Annotated in this window: 13 protein-coding genes; all 13 read right to left on the bottom strand. The window is 56.5% G+C overall.

Annotated features, from left to right (window positions below):
- Window positions 1–74: 74 nt before the first annotated feature.
- Window positions 75–1100 (bottom strand): NAD-dependent epimerase/dehydratase family protein, encoded by a 1026-nt coding sequence (locus ACP6KB_RS07390; RefSeq protein WP_442112974.1) that lies wholly within the window; start codon window positions 1098–1100, stop codon window positions 75–77.
- 58 nt (window positions 1101–1158) lie between these two features.
- The gene (gene tviB, locus ACP6KB_RS07385; RefSeq protein ID WP_442112972.1) at window positions 1159–2436 is read right to left on the bottom strand and encodes a Vi polysaccharide biosynthesis UDP-N-acetylglucosamine C-6 dehydrogenase TviB; all 1278 of its coding nucleotides are present in this window, start codon (window positions 2434–2436) and stop codon (window positions 1159–1161) included.
- 431 nt (window positions 2437–2867) lie between these two features.
- Window positions 2868–4310: a Wzz/FepE/Etk N-terminal domain-containing protein gene (locus tag ACP6KB_RS07380; RefSeq protein ID WP_442112970.1), complete on the bottom strand. Its 1443-nt coding sequence runs from the start codon at window positions 4308–4310 to the stop codon at window positions 2868–2870.
- An 86-nt stretch (window positions 4311–4396) separates the two neighbouring features.
- Window positions 4397–5455: an LPS O-antigen chain length determinant protein WzzB gene (locus tag ACP6KB_RS07375; RefSeq protein WP_442112968.1), complete on the bottom strand. Its 1059-nt coding sequence runs from the start codon at window positions 5453–5455 to the stop codon at window positions 4397–4399.
- 261 nt (window positions 5456–5716) lie between these two features.
- Complete coding sequence (locus ACP6KB_RS07370; RefSeq protein WP_442112966.1) at window positions 5717–7183, bottom strand: MBL fold metallo-hydrolase RNA specificity domain-containing protein; 1467 nt, start codon at window positions 7181–7183, stop codon at window positions 5717–5719.
- Between the two features lie 121 nt (window positions 7184–7304).
- Entirely contained in the window at window positions 7305–7544 is a 240-nt protein-coding gene (locus ACP6KB_RS07365) for a LapA family protein (RefSeq protein WP_442112964.1), read from the bottom strand.
- A 17-nt stretch (window positions 7545–7561) separates the two neighbouring features.
- Window positions 7562–7861 carry an integration host factor subunit beta gene (gene ihfB, locus ACP6KB_RS07360; protein WP_442112962.1) on the bottom strand — a complete coding sequence of 100 codons (300 nt, stop codon included), beginning with the start codon at window positions 7859–7861 and terminating at the stop codon, window positions 7562–7564.
- Between the two features lie 283 nt (window positions 7862–8144).
- Window positions 8145–9821 carry a 30S ribosomal protein S1 gene (gene rpsA, locus ACP6KB_RS07355; protein WP_045180061.1) on the bottom strand — a complete coding sequence of 559 codons (1677 nt, stop codon included), beginning with the start codon at window positions 9819–9821 and terminating at the stop codon, window positions 8145–8147.
- 125 nt (window positions 9822–9946) lie between these two features.
- Complete coding sequence (gene cmk, locus ACP6KB_RS07350; protein ID WP_442112960.1) at window positions 9947–10633, bottom strand: (d)CMP kinase; 687 nt, start codon at window positions 10631–10633, stop codon at window positions 9947–9949.
- Window positions 10630–12870, bottom strand: a complete 2241-nt coding sequence (locus ACP6KB_RS07345; RefSeq protein WP_442112958.1) for a bifunctional prephenate dehydrogenase/3-phosphoshikimate 1-carboxyvinyltransferase — start codon at window positions 12868–12870, stop codon at window positions 10630–10632. The genes cmk and ACP6KB_RS07345 overlap by 4 nt, the downstream gene beginning before the upstream one ends.
- Before the next feature lie 44 nt (window positions 12871–12914).
- Window positions 12915–14009: a prephenate dehydratase gene (gene pheA / locus ACP6KB_RS07340; protein WP_442112956.1), complete on the bottom strand. Its 1095-nt coding sequence runs from the start codon at window positions 14007–14009 to the stop codon at window positions 12915–12917.
- Complete coding sequence (gene serC, locus ACP6KB_RS07335) at window positions 14009–15094, bottom strand: 3-phosphoserine/phosphohydroxythreonine transaminase (protein WP_442112954.1); 1086 nt, start codon at window positions 15092–15094, stop codon at window positions 14009–14011. The genes pheA and serC overlap by 1 nt, the downstream gene beginning before the upstream one ends.
- A gap of 96 nt (window positions 15095–15190) precedes the next feature.
- Window positions 15191–17818: a DNA gyrase subunit A gene (gene gyrA / locus ACP6KB_RS07330; RefSeq protein ID WP_442112952.1), complete on the bottom strand. Its 2628-nt coding sequence runs from the start codon at window positions 17816–17818 to the stop codon at window positions 15191–15193.
- Window positions 17819–18077 lie beyond the last annotated feature (259 nt).

The following is an 18077-nucleotide window of genomic DNA, read 5'->3' as shown; positions in this document are numbered from 1 at the left end:
CAACAGCCCCACAGCAAGTGCGGGAACTGAACCAGAGAGACATCGAAACAATGCGCCCTCAGATGATTTGGCTATTATTTCAAAAACCGAATATACCAAGGCATCGCTTGTACGATACCTCTGGTGATATCAAACTGTGGGTCGTAACCAAGCAATCGACGTATTTTGCCAATGTCGGCCTGTGAATGACGCACATCACCTGCACGGAAATCCCGGTATACCGGGTCCTTGGCATAGCTGACGCCATTTTCATTCAATGTTTGACGCAAAGCAGTAAAAAGCTGGTTCAAATCAGTGCGACCACTCACTGCCACATTGTAAACCTGATCACGTGCTGCTTCGCAGGTTGTTGTCGCTGCCAACAGATTCGCTTGAACTGTGTTCTCTATGTAGCAAAAATCGCGACTGGTCTCGCCATCACCATTGATGAAGACATCCTCACCATTGATCATTGCAGCAGTCCACTTGGGTATCACAGCCGCATAAGCTCCGTTGGGGTCCTGACGCTTACCAAACACGTTGAAATAACGAAGACCAATAGTTTTGAACCCATAAGTCCGCGCAAAAACCTCAGCATATAGTTCATTTACATACTTAGTAACGGCATAAGGTGAAAGCGGCTTACCAATAGTGTCTTCGACCTTCGGCAAGCCAGGATGGTCCCCGTAGGTAGAACTGCTTGCAGCATAAGTAAAACTTGTAACTGCTGCGTCTCGGGCAGCGACCAACATATTTAAAAAACCGTCAATATTGGTCCCATTAGTCGTGATTGGGTCGTTAATGGAGCGCGGTACAGACCCCAAGGCTGCTTGATGCAAAACATATTCCACACCAGCACATGCAAGCTGGCAGTCTTCCAGCTTTCTGATGTCACCCTGAATAAATTTAAAAGCTGACCATTGTTCCGGCGATACTTGACTCTGGACTTCATCCAAATTGCGTTGATGCCCAGTAGCAAAGTTATCCAGCCCAACCACCCGTTGATCGAGCTTCAACAAGGTTTCCAACAGGTTTGAGCCAATGAAGCCAGCTACGCCGGTGATCAACCAGGTTCGAGGAGCGCGAGGCAAAGCTTCGACAAGGACTTGGTAAGCAGTCATGGAGGTACACCACATAGGAAAGATAGGGCTGGAGGCGCGTAGCGCCTCCACGTGTGGATCACAGACGCAGATCAGAATCCTCTGCTGCCAACAGATACTTTAAGTCGTACAGTACATGCTGAGCCTTTCCTAGTGCACGAATGCTCTCAACGCCCAAGTCTTTAAACTGCTGATGGGCAACAGCCAGGATCACTGCGTCATAGGCCCCTGTTTGAGGCATCTGAACCGGAGTAATACCATACTCGTGCTGCGACTCTTCAACACTGACCCATGGATCATGAACGTCCACTTGGATATTGTACTCTTGCAGCTCCTTGACAATATCCACAACCTTAGTATTGCGCAGATCTGGGCAGTTTTCTTTGAACGTCAACCCCATAATCAGAACTCGCGCACCATCGACATGAATACGCTTTTTGACCATACCTTTGACAAGTTGTGAAACGACGTATGCTCCCATACTGTCATTCAGACGGCGGCCAGCCAGTATAATTTCCGGATGATAGCCGATACTCTGCGCTTTATGCGTCAGGTAATAAGGGTCGACACCTATGCAGTGTCCGCCAACAAGGCCCGGTCGAAAGGGAAGGAAGTTCCACTTCGTTCCTGCAGCTTTCAACACTGCTTCGGTGTCGATACCCATTTTGTTAAAAATAACTGCCAACTCATTGATCAATGCAATATTAAGATCACGCTGGGTATTTTCGATCACTTTGGCCGCTTCAGCCACCCTGATGCTACTGGCCTTATGCGTACCAGCAACAATGATCTCACGATACAAATCGTCGACCAGATCGGCTACCGCTGGAGTAGAACCTGAAGTCACTTTCTTGATCGTAGTGACCCGGTGCTCCTTGTCACCCGGGTTGATGCGCTCCGGGCTGTATCCCGCAAAGAAGTCACGATTGAAGGCCAAGCCAGAAACCCTTTCCAGAACAGGTACACAATCCTCTTCTGTAGCGCCAGGATAAACAGTCGACTCATAAATCACGATGTCGCCCTGCTTGAGTACCTTACCGATCGTTTCGGAAGCTTTAATCAACGGCGTAAGATCAGGTTGCTTGTACTCATCAATAGGCGTTGGCACGGTCACGATGAAGGTATTGCAGCCTCGCAAATCTTCCAGATTTGCACTGTATTGAAGACCTTTGGCTTCTAGCAGTTCTTCATCACTGACTTCAAGCGTTGCATCGTGCCCCTCATTCAAGGCATCGATGCGCGCCTGATTGATGTCAAACCCGACAACGTTACGCTGTTTACCAAATTCAACGGCCAACGGTAAGCCAACGTAGCCAAGACCAATCACAGCGAGTTTGATGTCTTTCAATGAGAGCATGAGTCATTCCAAGATAATCACGATTTTTAAACTTAGGGCTGGTGCGTTGATAGCCCGGTCCTAGTTTGGCCGACCCTTCGGCCAGATGGACGTTGCACCCAGCATATACGTGCCCTATTCGCCTCTCACCTGAGAACGGTGGGCGGTTGAATTTAGCTCACTTGAGCCGACCGAGATGCAAGGCAGCATGACTGAGGGGACTCCCATAGCCTAAAAAAGTGATAGCCATAGGCCTCATGCCTTCTGCTTACGACTCCCGAGAGCAGTAACAATCAATTCTGATCGTTAGAGTTTACATGAGCTGCACGACCTTCCCTAGTCGTCTCGATCATACCGAAACACCCTAGTGTGCTAACGGCTTGAACCTGAACAGACCTTAACACCTCTGGGCAGGCTCGCAAGTCGAGAGAGCGACATACCGAATGTGTACCTCACCTCACCACGACAGGTGGCGAGGTGAATTCGGTTTCGAGTTTTTTCGGCACAGACGATAAGCTGATACGAGCCTGCTCACGGCGTCGCTTTTTGAATGCGAGACGTAGCAGAACGATAATACATCCAATGACTCCACCTAAAATCGCGCCCAGCGCGGCAAAAAGCGATTTTCTGGGCTTGACAGGGCTGACAGGCTCTACAGCCAGGCGATCAATGCTGACTAAGCTCAAGCCGCTCATATCCGTAGGTATGTTCAACAATTCAGTACGCTGCGCCCTCAGGGCTTCAATCCCCTTAACAAACAGGTCTTCATTTTCACGCTGCTTCAACATCTGAATCTGTCGATTGTTGCTCAAAAGCAACAGCTCCTTACGGATTTGAGCAATCCGTGGGTCTACAAAGTCGTCCGAGGCACGCTTGCGCAATACCTGTTGTTCGGCCTCCAGAGCATCCGTCCCCATGAAGTAAAGCGGGAATTGCTGATTGTTGACTTCAGTAATGACGTTGCCAGTGACCTCAACCTCGCTGCGCCCCATGGCCGAGGGGGTCGTAGGCTTTTTCAGACCGAGAGATCGCGCAATGGAGATCGCCTCATTCAATTGAGCCACTCGATCCTCACGACGCAACTTGAGTTGTACCCGCAAAGCTTTCAGTTCGTCGTTGAGCTGAGCTCGTTTGAGATTATCTGCTTCCAACAAGCTAGCAATTTGCCCCTCTTTCCCCGCGTTATACTTGACACGCAGAGCAACCAACTTGTCATCAACCTCCTTGACACGATTATCAATCATCACCTTGAGGTCTGCAGATATCTTCTGTCGCTCACTTTCGATGGCGTACTTTACCAAACCGTTGAGTGCATCCTTCCCATTGATACCCTGCGAGTAACGCATTTCCAAGCCAATAAAGGCGCTCAACAAGTCCGTTTTTTTGGGGTCCGGCTGAACCAGCTTCAATGCATCGCGATTGAAGGCTTCGAAAGCCTGCTCCGCACTACGCCCAGACTTGCTGTACGCCGCTTGCAACTCCATGTTGGAACGAAAGTACCCCAAGCGCGTCTCGTAAGAATCTAGCGCTGCTCCGACGCGAACCAGGGCCTTGCTTGGTGGAAGCGAATAGACCTTCGACCGATTCAAAGCGTCCAAGTCATTCAGAGCAACCGGTCGTAGAATCGTACTGACTTCATATTCAGGCGTGATGGAATAGGCATAGACCAGTGCCAGCACCGCAAACAGCAATGCCGAGGCCAAAATCAACACCTTTTGCCGCCATAGCGATTGAAGCATCGCCAGAACATCTATCTCATCATGAGGTACTACGGGGGGGATAGGAGAAATGCTAGTCACACCAGTGCCTGTCTGTCGAAGAAAACATACTCTTGACAGGGCCAGCGCCTTCGTTATCACGGCTGCATCCTGAGCCTCAACAACCAGCAGAACCATCCCTGTCCAAAGAAACGAACAAGCATCATTGTGACATCAACTGCGAACTTTCTCCATGCCCCACCGTTAGCAACGTTTCATACCGACTATGCAAAGGTGCTTTTACGATGCCGCTTACCCCAACCATGCCTAATCAAGGCAACGAAAACACCCAATGTCGCCCCCAAAAAAGCCCCCAGCACTACAATGATCAGCCTCTTGGGCTTCACCGGCTTATCCGGCGACTCGATCGCCCCATCTTGGCGATACACCTCGATCACCTCGGAATCAATCTGTAAAGAGCGGTAGAAAGCGATCGCTTCTTGGCGCTGCCTCAAATTAACGATGAAAGGGTCATCTGAAACTCGGTTCCGTAGGTTCTCGATCTCAGCTCGCAACGCCTTACTGCCTCGCATGTAGGTAAGCGAACCATCCATACCAGCAGAGACTTCATTCGAAAGGTTATTCGAGATAATGGGAGGCTTTTCCAAACCGATCGAATCAGCAATACGCAATGCTTCTGTCAACTGTACGATCTGGTCCTCCCGCTGCTTACGCGCACTCTCACGGGCGGCGTTGATTTGCTGTTCAAGGTTATTCGCCTTGATCATTGCATCACCACGTACATCCCTTATCACTTCACGCTTGGTCTGCTCACCTGCCATTTGCACAAAGCGCACCACCCAATCAGCTGCTTGCTGCGCAAAAGGCAAGCTGGCCATGACGTAGTAACGATTTGGCGAATCTTTACTGGTCAACGCGACAGTCAAGACACTGTTGAATCTACCGTACAAATCATCCTGCGACCCCTTGCGAGCCTCTTCAGGCAAGCTCGGCAGGTACACCTTGCGGAAAAACTCACGCCTTAACGATTCAGACTGAAGGTTTCGCAGGTAAACCTCATAGACGTCTCTTACCGACAGCATGGCTAACCCTGTGTCCCCACCCCGCCCATAGTTCAACTGCGAAATATTGCTCTGCGAGGGCGGCTGCACAACCACCTTGGCCTCATAGATCGGCGTCGCCAGCAGCGCATACGCCACCGCACCACCCGTCACCACCACCGTCGTCAAAATGATCAGCAGCTTTTGCTTCCACAACCCCCCCAGCAACTCAAACAGATCAATCTCGTCATCAGCAACACGGCGCTCAGATTCATTGCGCATTTATTCTAATTTTCCTTGGGTCCGTCTAACTGTATTCGTACTTAAGGTGCGCCATGGTCGTGCCTGACCGCTCCCTGCACCCAGAGTCAGCGGATGTCACCCGCTTAACCCTGAAGCGTAGCGGCATTTCGCCAATATGCTCACGAGCTGCGCTTCCTGTTCACCGGCATCACGGGCCCGGAACAATAATTTGTAATAGAGCAGCTGAAAACACAATAAGTTCCATCACTTCCGACTAACGATTTTCTCACCGCCAAACGGTCAACCAAGGCCGGGAATGGTGACCCTCACCTCCTGCCCCGCCTGCGCATAACGCTGCTGCAACGCTTCAGCCAAAAGACGCTTTGCCTTCCGCTCCCCATGCACCAACAGCACCTCTTTGGCCGACTCATTCACACCCATCGCAAATTCGACCAACCCCGCCTGATCCGCATGCCCGGAATAGCCTTCCAGGGTGATGACCTTTGCACGCACTTCATACATCTGCGCATCCAGATCGATCATGACAAAGCCCTCAGCCCCTTCGCTCGCCTGGATAACGGCGCCCGGCGTACCTTTGACCTGATGCCCGACAAATACCACCTCATGCCGCGGGTCACCGAGCATGGCTTTGAGGTAATTGACGATACGACCGCCGGAGCACATGCCGTTGCCAGCAATGACAATGGCCGGGCGCCCTGTGCTTTTCAGGTAGTTGACGACCTGCTGGTGCTTGGCGTGGCTATCGACGCTGATGAGCTGCCGAAAACCCAGCGGCGTGCGCCCCTGACTCAGGCGTTGCCGTGCTTCATCGTTCCAGTAGGCGTGCAAGTCGCGGTAAACCTGGGTAATTCGCTGGACCAAGGGGGAGTCGAGAATGATCGGAAGCTGCGACCAGTCAATGGCATTGACGGGGTCAAGCTCGCTATCGAGCTCGCCATCTTCTTCGTGGCGCAACAGGGCTTTGCGGTGGAGGATGTCTTCGATCTCGTAGAGCAGCTCCTGTGTGCGACCCAGGCTGAACGCGGGGATCATGATCGTCCCCTGATCCTTCAGCGCTCGATCAATGACTGCCTCCAGCCGCTGCTGGCGCTGACTGCGATCCGCGTGCAAGCGATCGCCGTAGGTGCTTTCCAGTACGAGGATGTCGGCGCGCTCGGGCGGTTGCACATCGCGCAATAAGGGGTTGCTGGACGCGCCGAGGTCACCGGAGAACACAATGCGCGTGTCACTTGAGTTAACAACATCTTGCACGTCGCACTCGACGTAGGCAGAACCCAGCAAGTGGCCGGCACGTTGCAATCGAATTCGGCAGTGGACGGCTTCCCGCTGCACAAGCGAATGCCACTGACCAAAGGCTAGCGGGACGATGAGCCGTTCAAGCAACGCCACGTAGCGAGCCACTTCTGTCGGCTCACTAGTAACGCTCAATCGGTAAGCGTCTTCGAGCACTAGCGGTAGCAGGCGAGCGGAAGGCTCACTGCAAATAATCGGACCACGAAAGCCCGCGGCCAGCAGGGCCGGGATTCGGCCGACGTGATCAAGGTGAACATGGGTAATGATCAGCGCTTCGATGCCCTGAATCTCAAAACCCAGACTCAGCCCATCAATGGGTGACTGAACATCCGCGCCTTGTTCCAGGCCGCAGTCGACAAGAAGGCTACAGTGAGCATCAAGGTGAAGTTGGTGACAAGAGCCGGTGACACCTCGGGTGGCACCATGGTGGGACAGAAAAGGATAACCCCTCATGAGAGGCATGCTCCAAGCTGGAGGAAAGAAGCGCTATGCTCCCACACCCCCCAAAGAACCCAAGCCAGACAAACCGCCGCAGCGCGTAGGAAAATTCAACACTGCGAAACGAGAAGCTCTTTTAAGGTGCGCGCCGCAACCGACGCTTACTGCGCAGCACACCATAAGCGCCTAGCAACGGACCAACCGCCAGCCCTACTAGCAAGGCCACCAGCACAGGCACCGCCACCGGCATCGCCGGAGCCGACCAGCCGAACATGACCAAGGCAACGGTTTGCTGATTTTCAAGCACGAAAAACAGTACCAATGCCGCCAATGCCAGAACAAACAGCAGCACCAAGGCGCGCTTCAGATTACGCATGAGTCACTCCCTGGGAATTACTGGCTTTCATGCTGCTCGTCTTCATTGACGCGGTCGCGCAGTTCTTTGCCTGGCTTGAAGTGCGGTACGAATTTGCCGTCGAGACTGACGGATTGACCAGTCTTGGGATTGCGCCCTACCCGTGGGGCACGGTAGTGCAAGGAGAAGCTGCCAAAGCCACGGATCTCGATGCGATCTCCGGTCGCCAGGCACTGGGACATCTGTTCAAGCATAGTCTTGATGGCCAGCTCGACATCCTTGGATGAGAGCAGCCCTTGATGGGTGACAATACGTTCGATCAGCTCCGACTTCGTCATATTTTTCCCTTCTTTATCAAGCAGCTAGATCATTGCTTCATTGTTTTTAGCATGACCTGAGGGATTTGAACAGGGTGGTTATTGACTTAATCGAAGAATCTTGTATGACCTGCTGCCAGAGGAACCAGGTGGGAGCGGGCTTGCCTCGCGATTGCAGTCTGGCTGTCAGATTGCATCGCGGGGCAAGCCCGCTCCTACAGACCAATGCCTTTACCTCGAGGGAGGTTTTTACGGGCACAAAAAAGGGCGACCGAAGTCGCCCTTTTTTTTATCCAAGCAGAACTTAGTTCTGTTTGGCCATTGCCTGACGCAGCAGCGCGGCCATGGTGGTATCAGCAGCTTCCGGAGCAGTTTCTTTCAGGCTCTGGATAGCTTCTTTCTCTTCAGCGTCGTCTTTCGACTTGATGGAGAGGCTGATGACACGGCTCTTACGGTCAACGCTGATGATCTTGGCTTCGATCTCTTCGCCTTCTTTCAGGACGTTACGCGCGTCTTCAACGCGGTCACGGCTGATTTCAGAAGCTTTCAGAGTGGCTTCGATGTCGTCGGCCAGGGTGATGATAGCGCCCTTGGCGTCAACTTCTTTAACGGTACCTTTGACGATAGCGCCTTTGTCGTTGACAGCAACGTAGTTGGAGAACGGATCGTCTTCCAGTTGCTTGATGCCCAGGGAGATACGCTCACGCTCTGGATCTACGGACAGGATCACAGTGTCCAGCTCGTCGCCCTTCTTGAAGCGACGTACGGCTTCTTCGCCCACTTCGTTCCAGGAGATGTCGGACAGGTGAACCAGACCGTCGATGCCGCCGTCCAGACCAATGAAGATACCGAAATCGGTGATCGACTTGATGGTGCCGGAGATCTTGTCGCCCTTGTTGAACTGGCCAGAGAAGTCTTCCCATGGGTTGGACTTGCACTGTTTGATGCCCAGGGAGATACGACGACGCTCTTCGTCGATGTCCAGAACCATAACTTCCACTTCGTCGCCGACTTGTACGACTTTCGAAGGGTGGATGTTTTTGTTGGTCCAGTCCATTTCGGAAACGTGTACCAGACCTTCCACGCCTTCTTCCAGCTCTGCGAAGCAGCCGTAGTCGGTCAGGTTGGTGACGCGCGCCATAACGCGAGTGCTTTCTGGGTAACGAGCTTTGATAGCAACCCATGGGTCTTCACCCAGTTGCTTCAGGCCCAGGGATACACGGTTACGCTCGCGATCGTACTTCAGAACCTTGACATCGATCTCGTCGCCAACGTTGACGATTTCCGATGGGTGCTTGATGCGCTTCCAGGCCATGTCGGTGATGTGCAGCAGGCCATCAACGCCGCCCAGGTCAACGAATGCGCCGTAGTCGGTGAGGTTCTTGACGATACCTTTGACTTGCTGGCCTTCCTGCAGCGATTCCAGCAGAGCTTCGCGCTCGGCGCTGTTTTCGGCTTCCAGGACGCTGCGACGGGAAACGACAACGTTGTTGCGCTTCTGGTCCAGCTTGATGACCTTGAATTCCAGCTCTTTGCCTTCCAGGTGGGTGGTGTCGCGCACTGGGCGGACATCAACCAGGGAGCCCGGCAGGAACGCACGGATACCGTTAACGTCGACAGTGAAGCCGCCTTTAACCTTACCGTTGATAACGCCCTTGACCACTTCTTCGGCGGCGAAAGCTGCTTCCAGAACAATCCAGCACTCGGCGCGCTTGGCTTTTTCACGGGACAGTTTGGTTTCGCCAAAGCCGTCTTCGACCGCGTCCAGCGCAACGTGAACTTCGTCACCGACCTTGATGGTCAGCTCGCCAGCTTCGTTGTAGAACTGCTCGAGCGGGATGACGCCCTCGGACTTCAGGCCAGCGTGTACGGTAACCCAGTCGCCGTCGATGTCGACAACGATACCGGTGATGATTGCACCCGGCTGAAGATTGAGGGTTTTCAGGCTTTCTTCAAAGAGTTCTGCAAAGCTTTCGCTCATTTTAATTCCTGTAGATTAGGGCGAGACATACGCCCATCAGCCACATTCCAGACAATGTGGGTTTCGTTCATATAAAGGAAAGCCGACAGGACGTTGACTGGTGCCCCTGCCTGCCTTCCTGGTCATCAGGCGATATCGCGCAGGGCGAGCTCGCTCTTGATGCGTTCCAACACCTGCTCGATGGACAACTCCGTGGAATCCAGCTGTATCGCATCGGCCGCCGGTTTAAGCGGGGCCACCGCGCGCTGGGTGTCGCGCTCATCACGCGCACGAATCTCATCTAGCAGACTCGACAGACTAACATCTTCGCCTTTCGCCTTCAACTGCAAGTATCGGCGGCGAGCACGCTCTTCGGCGCTGGCGGTCAGAAAAACCTTCAAGGGTGCATCCGGGAACACCACGGTGCCCATGTCACGACCATCGGCAATCAGCCCAGGCGCCTCCTGGAAGGCCCGCTGGCGCTGCAGCAAGGCATCGCGCACCGCCGGCAGTGAGGCGACCATCGAGGCACCAGCCCCGACTGTCTCGGTGCGGATCACATTGCTGACATCCTCACCCTCGAGAATGATCTGCTGCAGCTTACCGGGCTCGGCGGCAATGAACTGCACGTCGAGGTGGGCAGCCAGCTTCACCAGCAGTTCTTCGTTGGTCAGATCGACGCCATGGTTGCCCGCAGCAAAAGCCAGCAAACGATACAGCGCACCCGAATCCAGCAACTTCCAGCCCAGCTCGCGCGCCAGCAGGCCGGCAACGGTGCCTTTGCCCGAGCCGCTTGGACCGTCGATGGTAATGACTGGCGCGTTCACACTCACGACTTGCCCTCTTCTGCAACACGAATACCGACTTCGGCGCACAGTGCCAGGAAGTTCGGGAACGAGGTCGCGACGTTGGCGCAATCATGGATACGGATCGGCGCCGAAGCACGCAACGAAGCAACGCTGAATGCCATGGCAATACGATGATCACCATGCCCATGAACTTCGCCACCACCGATCGGACCACCATCGATGATGATGCCGTCCGGAGTCGGTTCGCACTTCACACCCAGGGTCAGCAGGCCGTCGGCCATGACCTGGATGCGGTCGGATTCCTTGACCCGCAGCTCTTCCGCGCCACGCAGTACGGTACGCCCTTCAGCGCAGGCAGCTGCGACGAACAACACCGGGAATTCGTCGATGGCCAGCGGCACCAGGTGCTCAGGAATCTCGATACCCTTGAGTTTAGCCCCACGCACGCGCAGGTCGGCAACCGGCTCGCCGCCCACTTCACGTTGGTTTTCCAGGGTGATGTTGCCGCCCATCAGGTTGAGGATATCGATGACACCGGTACGGGTCGGGTTGATGCCCACGTGCTCGAGCACCAGCTCGGAACCCTCGGCAATCGACGCCGCGACCAGGAAGAACGCTGCCGAAGAGATATCCGCAGGCACTTCGATATGGGTCGCAGTCAGCTTGCCGCCAGCCTCCAGGGAAGCTGTCGGGCCATCAACGTTTACGCTGTAGCCAAAGCCGCGCAGCATACGCTCGGTGTGGTCACGGGTCGGCGCAGGCTCGGTGACGGTCGTCTTGCCTTCGGCATACAGACCCGCCAGCAGCAGGCAGGACTTCACCTGGGCACTGGCCATTGGCAGGGTGTAGGTCAGCGCCTTGAGCTTGTGGCCACCACGGATGGTCATCGGCGGACGGCCTTCGGCGGCGGTTTCGATGACTGCGCCCATTTCCCGCAGCGGGTTGGCAACGCGGTTCATCGGACGCTTGGACAGCGAGGCATCACCGGTCAGCACGGTATCGAACGGCTGTGCCGCCAGCAGACCGGACAGCAGGCGCATGGAGGTACCGGAGTTACCCAGGTAGATCGGCCCCGGAGGCGGCTTCAGGCCATTGAGGCCCACGCCGTGAATGGTCACCCGACCATGGTGCGGGCCTTCGATGACCACGCCCATGTCGCGGAACGCCTGCAAGGTTGCCAGCGCGTCTTCACCCTCAAGGAAGCCTTCGACTTCAGTGGTGCCTTCAGCCAGGGAGCCCAGCATGATCGAGCGATGGGAAATCGATTTGTCGCCTGGTACGCGAATTCGGCCAGACAGTTGGCCACCAGGATTTGCCAGGAAAATCAGGTCGTTGGAGTTCATAGCGTCCACATAGGCCCGGCGGGCCAGGATTTTACTGAAATGCTCGCGGGCAACCCGGGCGCGGGTGAATACACCCAGCAGCTGGTGCCCATCCCCTGCATCGACCGCGTCGCGCAAGGCGTCGAGGTCGCTGCGATATGTATCGAGTGTGCGCAGAACAGCTTCGCGGTTGGCGAGAAATATGTCGTGCCACATGACCGGGTCGCTTCCGGCGATTCTTGTGAAATCGCGGAAACCTCCGGCAGCGTAACGGAAGATATCCAGGTTTTCATTGCGCTTGGCCAGCGAGTCGACCAGGCCAAACGCCAATAGGTGCGGCAGGTGGCTGGTTGCCGCCAGGACTTCGTCATGGCGCTCGACCTGCATGTGCTCGACATCGGCATCGAGCGCACGCCAAAGCCGGTCAACCACGGCCAGCGCCGCCGGATCGGTTTCAGCCAGCGGCGTGAGGATGACCTTGTGGCGACGGAACAGCGCCGCATTGGACGCCTCCACCCCGCTCTGCTCGGAGCCGGCAATCGGGTGCCCAGGCACGAAGAACGGCAGGTGCTCGGCAAACGCCTCGCGGGCCGCGCGCACTACATTGCCCTTGGCACTGCCAACATCGGTCAGTACTGCATGCCCCAGGTCCAGTTGCGCCAGGCGCGCCAGCAGCTTTTCCATGGCCAGAATGGGCACGGCCAACTGAATGACGTCAGCGCCCACGCAGGCGGCAGCCAGGTCTTCTTCGCAGCGATCGACAACACCCAACTCCACCGCCAGCTTGCGCGACTGCGGATCGAGGTCGACACCGACCACTTCACGGCACAGGCCGCTTTCTCGCAGGCCTTTGGCGAACGAACCGCCAATCAGACCGAGACCGACCACCACCAGCCGCCCGATAAGCGGCTCGACCTTGTTCACCACGACTTCAACCACGGAGCAGGACCCTATTCAAATCTGCATGCATGCCACTCATTGCTTCACAGCACCGCTTTGGGATAGGAACCCAATACTTTGAGGGCCACGGCTTCCTGGCTGATTTTCTCCAGAACAGCCTTGATCAACGGGTCGCGGTGATGGCCCATGAAATCGATGAAGAACACGTAGGTCCACTTGCCACTGCGCGATGGACGCGTCTCGATACGGGTCAGGTCGATACCGTTCTCATGGAACGGCACCAGCAACTCGTGCAAGGCGCCCGGCTTGTTGCTCATGGAGACGATGATCGAGGTCTTGTCGTCGCCGGTCGGCGGCACTTCCTGATTACCGATCATCAGGAAGCGCGTAGAGTTGTCCGGACGGTCTTCGATCTTCTCGGCCAGACGCGTCAGGCCGTAAAGGCCTGCGGCCATATCACCGGCGATAGCTGCCGAGTTCCACTCACCCTTGACCCGCTTGGCCGCCTCGGCGTTGCTCGATACAGCAACACGCTCAACGTTCGGGTAATGGGCATCCAGCCACTTACGGCACTGCGCCAGCGACTGGGCGTGGGAGTAGATACGGCTGATGCTGTCGGTCTTGGTGTTTTCGCCCACCAGCAAGTGGTGGTGAATACGCAACTCGACTTCACCACAGATCACCATGTCGTGCTCGAGGAAACTGTCGAGGGTGTGGTTGACCGCACCTTCGGTAGAGTTTTCCACCGGTACCACGCCAAAGTTGACCGCACCGGCCGCCACTTCGCGGAACACTTCGTCGATGGCGGCCATAGGCTTGCTGATCACCGCATGACCGAAGTGCTTCATGGCGGCCGCCTGGGTAAAGGTACCCTCAGGCCCCAGGTAAGCGACCTTGAGCGGCTGCTCAAGCGCCAGGCACGACGACATGATCTCACGGAACAAACGGGCCATTTCCTCGTTGCCGAGCGGCCCCTGGTTACGCTCCATGACACGCTTGAGCACTTGGGCTTCACGCTCCGGGCGATAGAAAATCGGCTCTTCGCCTGCAGGCAGCGCAGCCATTTTGACCCGCGCCACTTCCTGGGCACAGCGCGCGCGATCACTGATCAGCTCGAGAATCTTCTCGTCGAGACTGTCAATGCGCACCCGCAGCGCCTTGAGTTCCTGCTCCGACATCAGCCGTGCTCCTTCTCGAATTCAGCCATGTAGGCCACCAGTGCCTCCACAGCGTCCAGGCCCAGCGCGTTGTAGATCGAGGCACGCATGCCGCCTACCGAACGGTGACCCTTGAGGTTGAGCAGACCACGGGCATCAGCGCCGGCGAGGAAGGCTTTGTCCAGGCGCTCGTCCGCCAGACGGAACGGAACGTTCATCCAGGAGCGGGCGTTGACACTGATCGGGTTGCTGTAGAAGTCGCTGCTGTCGATAAAGCCGTACAGACGGTCTTTCTTGGCGCGGTTGCGCTGCTCGATGGCCGCCACCCCACCCTGCTCCTTCAGCCACTCGAACACCAGGCCGGAGAGGTACCAGGAATAGGTCGCTGGAGTGTTGTACATCGAGCCGTTGTCGGCCGCGATTTTGTAGTCAAGCATGGTCGGGCAGCTGCTACGGGCACGACCGAGCAGGTCTTCACGCACGATCGCCACCACCAGGCCGCTCGGGCCGATGTTCTTTTGTGCGCCGGCATAGATCAGGCCAAAGTCGCTGACGTCGATCGGACGAGACAGAATGTCCGAGGACATGTCGGCGACCAGCGGTACGTCACCGGTTTGCGGCACCCAGTCAAATTGCAGACCTCCGATAGTCTCGTTGGTAGCGTAATGCACGTAGGCGGCGCCCGGGGTCAGGTTCCACTCGTTCTGACCAGGAATGCTCAGGTAGTCGTAAGGCTTGGCGCTGGCCGCGATATTGATGTTGCCATAGCGACGCGCTTCGTCGATGGCCTTCTTCGACCAGATACCGGTTTCGATGTAGTCGGCAGTGCCGCTTTCAGGCAGCAGGTTCAGCGGGATCTCAGCGAATTGCTGGCTCGCACCGCCCTGCAGGAACAACACTTTGTAATTGGCGGGAATGGACATCAGGTCGCGCAGGTCTTGCTCGGCCTTCTCGGCAATGGCTACGTAGTCGTCGCTACGATGGCTCATTTCCATCACGGACAGACCCTTACCGTTCCAGTCCAGCATTTCGGCCTGGGCGCGCTGCAGGACAGCGTCAGGGAGCGCAGCAGGGCCTGCGCAGAAGTTAAAGGCTCGTTTGCTCACATCCACTCTCGCTCTGCTCTTGATGTCCGTGGCGGTGGTCGGCGGCGCACAATGCACCGCGACGACCACCCCACCAGGGTTACGCTACTGCGTTGTTTATTCCTGCGGTGCCTCTTCATCGCCAGCGGCCTGAGCCTCTGGTGCATCAATGGCGCCCGCCTCTTCTTCGTAGTCCTCGTCACCTTCCTCTTCGGACGGCTCCTGGACACGCTCCAGACCTACCAGGGTTTCGTCGCTGGCCAGCTTGATCAGGGTCACGCCCTGGGTGTTACGCCCCAGGCTGGACACTTCGCCGACACGGGTACGTACCAGGGTGCCCTGGTCGGAAATCAGCATGATTTCTTCGCCATCCTGCACCTGTACAGCACCCACCAGACGACCGTTACGCTCGTTGCTGACCATGGCAATTACACCTTGGCCGCCACGCTTGTACTCAGGGAACTCGCCGATCTCGGTACGCTTGCCATAGCCACGCTCGGAAGCGGTGAGGATCTGGCTGCCCTCCTCCGGAATGATCATCGAGATCAACTTCTGCCCTTCGCCCAGTCGCATACCGCGGACACCGCGAGCGGTACGGCCCATGGCGCGCACGTCGGACTCTTTGAAGCGAGTGACCTTACCGGCGTCGGAGAACAGCATGACCTCGCGCTCACCATCGGTAATGGCGGCGGAAATCAGCACGTCACCTTCGTCCAGTTCCAGCGCGATCAGACCGACGCTGCGCTGACGGCTGAAGGACTCCAGCGGGGTCTTCTTCACAGTACCGTTAGCGGTGGCCATGAAGATGAAGTGACCTTCGGTGTACTCTTCGACCGGCAACATGGTCGAGATGTACTCACCTTCGTCCAGCGGCAACAGGTTGACCAGCGGTCGACCACGTGCGGCACGGGAAGCTTCAGGGATTTCATAGGTTTTGAGCCAGTACACCTTGCCCTTGCTGGAGAACAGCAGCAGCGTGGTGTGACTGTTGGCGACCAGCAGGTGCGAGATGTAGTCCTCGTCCTTGACGCCGGTAGCCGATTTACCTTTACCACCACGACGCTGGGCCTGGTAGGCCGCCAGCGGCTGGGTCTTGGCGTAGCCGCCATGGGAGATGGTCACAACCCGGTCTTCTTCCGGAATCATGTCACCCAGGGTCAAGTCCAGACGCGCATCGAGAATTTCGGTGCGGCGCACGTCGCCGTATTCAGCGCGGATCAGCTCGAGCTCTTCGCGGATCACTTCCATCAGGCGCTCGGCGCTGTTGAGGATGCGGATCAGCTCGCCGATCTGGTTGAGAATCTCCTGGTATTCGGCCAGCAGCTTCTCGTGCTCGAGACCGGTCAGGCGGTGCAAGCGCAAGTCCAGAATGGCCTGGGCCTGCTCTGGCGAGAGGAAGTACTTGCCATCACGCAGGCCGTACTGCTCGTCGAGGTTTTCCGGACGGCAGGAGTCGGCACCGGCGCGCTCGACCATGACCTGCACTGCGCTGGATTCCCACGGTGTGCTGATCAGTGCTTCCTTGGCTTCCGACGGGGTCGGCGAGGCCTTGATCAGGGCGATGACCGGATCGATGTTGGACAGCGCAACCGCCTGACCTTCAAGGATATGGCCACGTTCACGCGCCTTGCGCAGCTCGAACACAGTACGACGGGTAACCACTTCGCGGCGATGGCGAACGAACGCTTCGAGCAGGTCCTTGAGGTTGAGGACACGCGGGCGGCCGTCGATCAGCGCAACGATGTTGATGCCGAACACTGCCTGCAGCTGAGTCTGGGCGTAGAGGTTGTTGAGAATCACCTCTGGCACTTCGCCACGACGCAGCTCAATGACGATACGCATACCGTCTTTGTCGGACTCGTCGCGCAGTTCAGTGATGCCTTCGAGTTTCTTTTCCTTGACCAGCTCGGCGATCTTTTCGATCAGGCGCGCTTTGTTCAGCTGGTAAGGCAGCTCGGTAACGACGATCTGCTGGCGGCCACCAACCTTGTCGATGTCTTCGATCGTGGAGCGCGCACGCATGTAAATGCGCCCGCGGCCGGTACGGTAAGCCTCGATGATGCCCTGGCGGCCGTTGATGATGGCAGCCGTCGGGAAATCCGGCCCCGGGATGAACTCCATGAGCTCATCAACCGTGATATCGGCGTTATCGATCAGCGCCAGGCAGCCGTCGATGACTTCACCGAGGTTATGTGGCGGAATGTTGGTCGCCATGCCCACGGCGATACCGCTGGAACCGTTGACCAGCAGGTTGGGGATCTTGGTCGGCATGACCGCCGGGATCTGCTCGGTGCCGTCGTAGTTGGGCACCCAGTCGACGGTTTCTTTGTGCAGGTCCGCCAGCAGTTCATGAGCCAGCTTGGTCATGCGCACTTCGGTGTATCGCATGGCAGCGGCGTTGTCGCCATCCACCGAACCGAAGTTACCCTGGCCGTCGACCAGCAGGTAACGCAGCGAGAACGGCTGAGCCATACGTACGATGGTGTCGTAAACGGCGATATCACCATGCGGGTGGTACTTACCGATCACGTCACCGACCACACGGGCGGATTTCTTGTACGGTTTGTTCCAGTCGTTACCCAGTTCGCTCATCGCATACAGAACGCGGCGATGCACGGGCTTCAAGCCATCACGCGCATCGGGCAGTGCACGCCCGACAATGACGCTCATCGCGTAGTCGAGGTAGGACTGTCTCAGTTCGTCTTCGATATTGACCGGGAGGATTTCTTTGGCCAGTTCGCCCATGAGAAGCCTGATTCCTTTTTCTGGTGAAACCTCGTCACATCCATATGGGACGAACGAAGCTCGCCGCTGCAAAGCGACTCCTTGCAGCGACTTACGACAAATCAACGAGTTAAGCCATGGATCTGCGCAGTAAAGACAGCCTTCTTGGGCTGCCTTGGAAACCGTCGGATGTTACCACAATCGCCCAGACGGTGGGAGTAGCCTGCGGCACTACTACCCTACTGCTCGTCAGTAACGCCCGCTAATCGCCACAACAGGC

Source organism: Pseudomonas sp. NUPR-001, from assembly GCF_052147955.1.
GTDB lineage: Bacteria > Pseudomonadota > Gammaproteobacteria > Pseudomonadales > Pseudomonadaceae > Aquipseudomonas.
This window is presented reverse-complemented; position numbering and strand designations above follow the sequence as displayed.

What these genes read in the sequence shown, in the direction of transcription:
- gyrA (WP_442112952.1), bottom strand. Translation starts at nt 17,818, where the DNA reads ATGGGCGAACTGGCCAAAGAAATCCTCCCGGTCAATATCGAAGACGAA.
- tviB (WP_442112972.1), bottom strand. Translation starts at nt 2,436, where the DNA reads ATGCTCTCATTGAAAGACATCAAACTCGCTGTGATTGGTCTTGGCTAC.
- ACP6KB_RS07375 (WP_442112968.1), bottom strand. Translation starts at nt 5,455, where the DNA reads ATGCGCAATGAATCTGAGCGCCGTGTTGCTGATGACGAGATTGATCTG.
- ACP6KB_RS07390 (WP_442112974.1), bottom strand. Translation starts at nt 1,100, where the DNA reads ATGACTGCTTACCAAGTCCTTGTCGAAGCTTTGCCTCGCGCTCCTCGA.
- pheA (WP_442112956.1), bottom strand. Translation starts at nt 14,009, where the DNA reads ATGTCGGAGCAGGAACTCAAGGCGCTGCGGGTGCGCATTGACAGTCTC.
- ACP6KB_RS07365 (WP_442112964.1), bottom strand. Translation starts at nt 7,544, where the DNA reads ATGCGTAATCTGAAGCGCGCCTTGGTGCTGCTGTTTGTTCTGGCATTG.
- ACP6KB_RS07380 (WP_442112970.1), bottom strand. Translation starts at nt 4,310, where the DNA reads ATGGTTCTGCTGGTTGTTGAGGCTCAGGATGCAGCCGTGATAACGAAG.
- ihfB (WP_442112962.1), bottom strand. Translation starts at nt 7,861, where the DNA reads ATGACGAAGTCGGAGCTGATCGAACGTATTGTCACCCATCAAGGGCTG.
- ACP6KB_RS07370 (WP_442112966.1), bottom strand. Translation starts at nt 7,183, where the DNA reads ATGAGGGGTTATCCTTTTCTGTCCCACCATGGTGCCACCCGAGGTGTC.
- rpsA (WP_045180061.1), bottom strand. Translation starts at nt 9,821, where the DNA reads ATGAGCGAAAGCTTTGCAGAACTCTTTGAAGAAAGCCTGAAAACCCTC.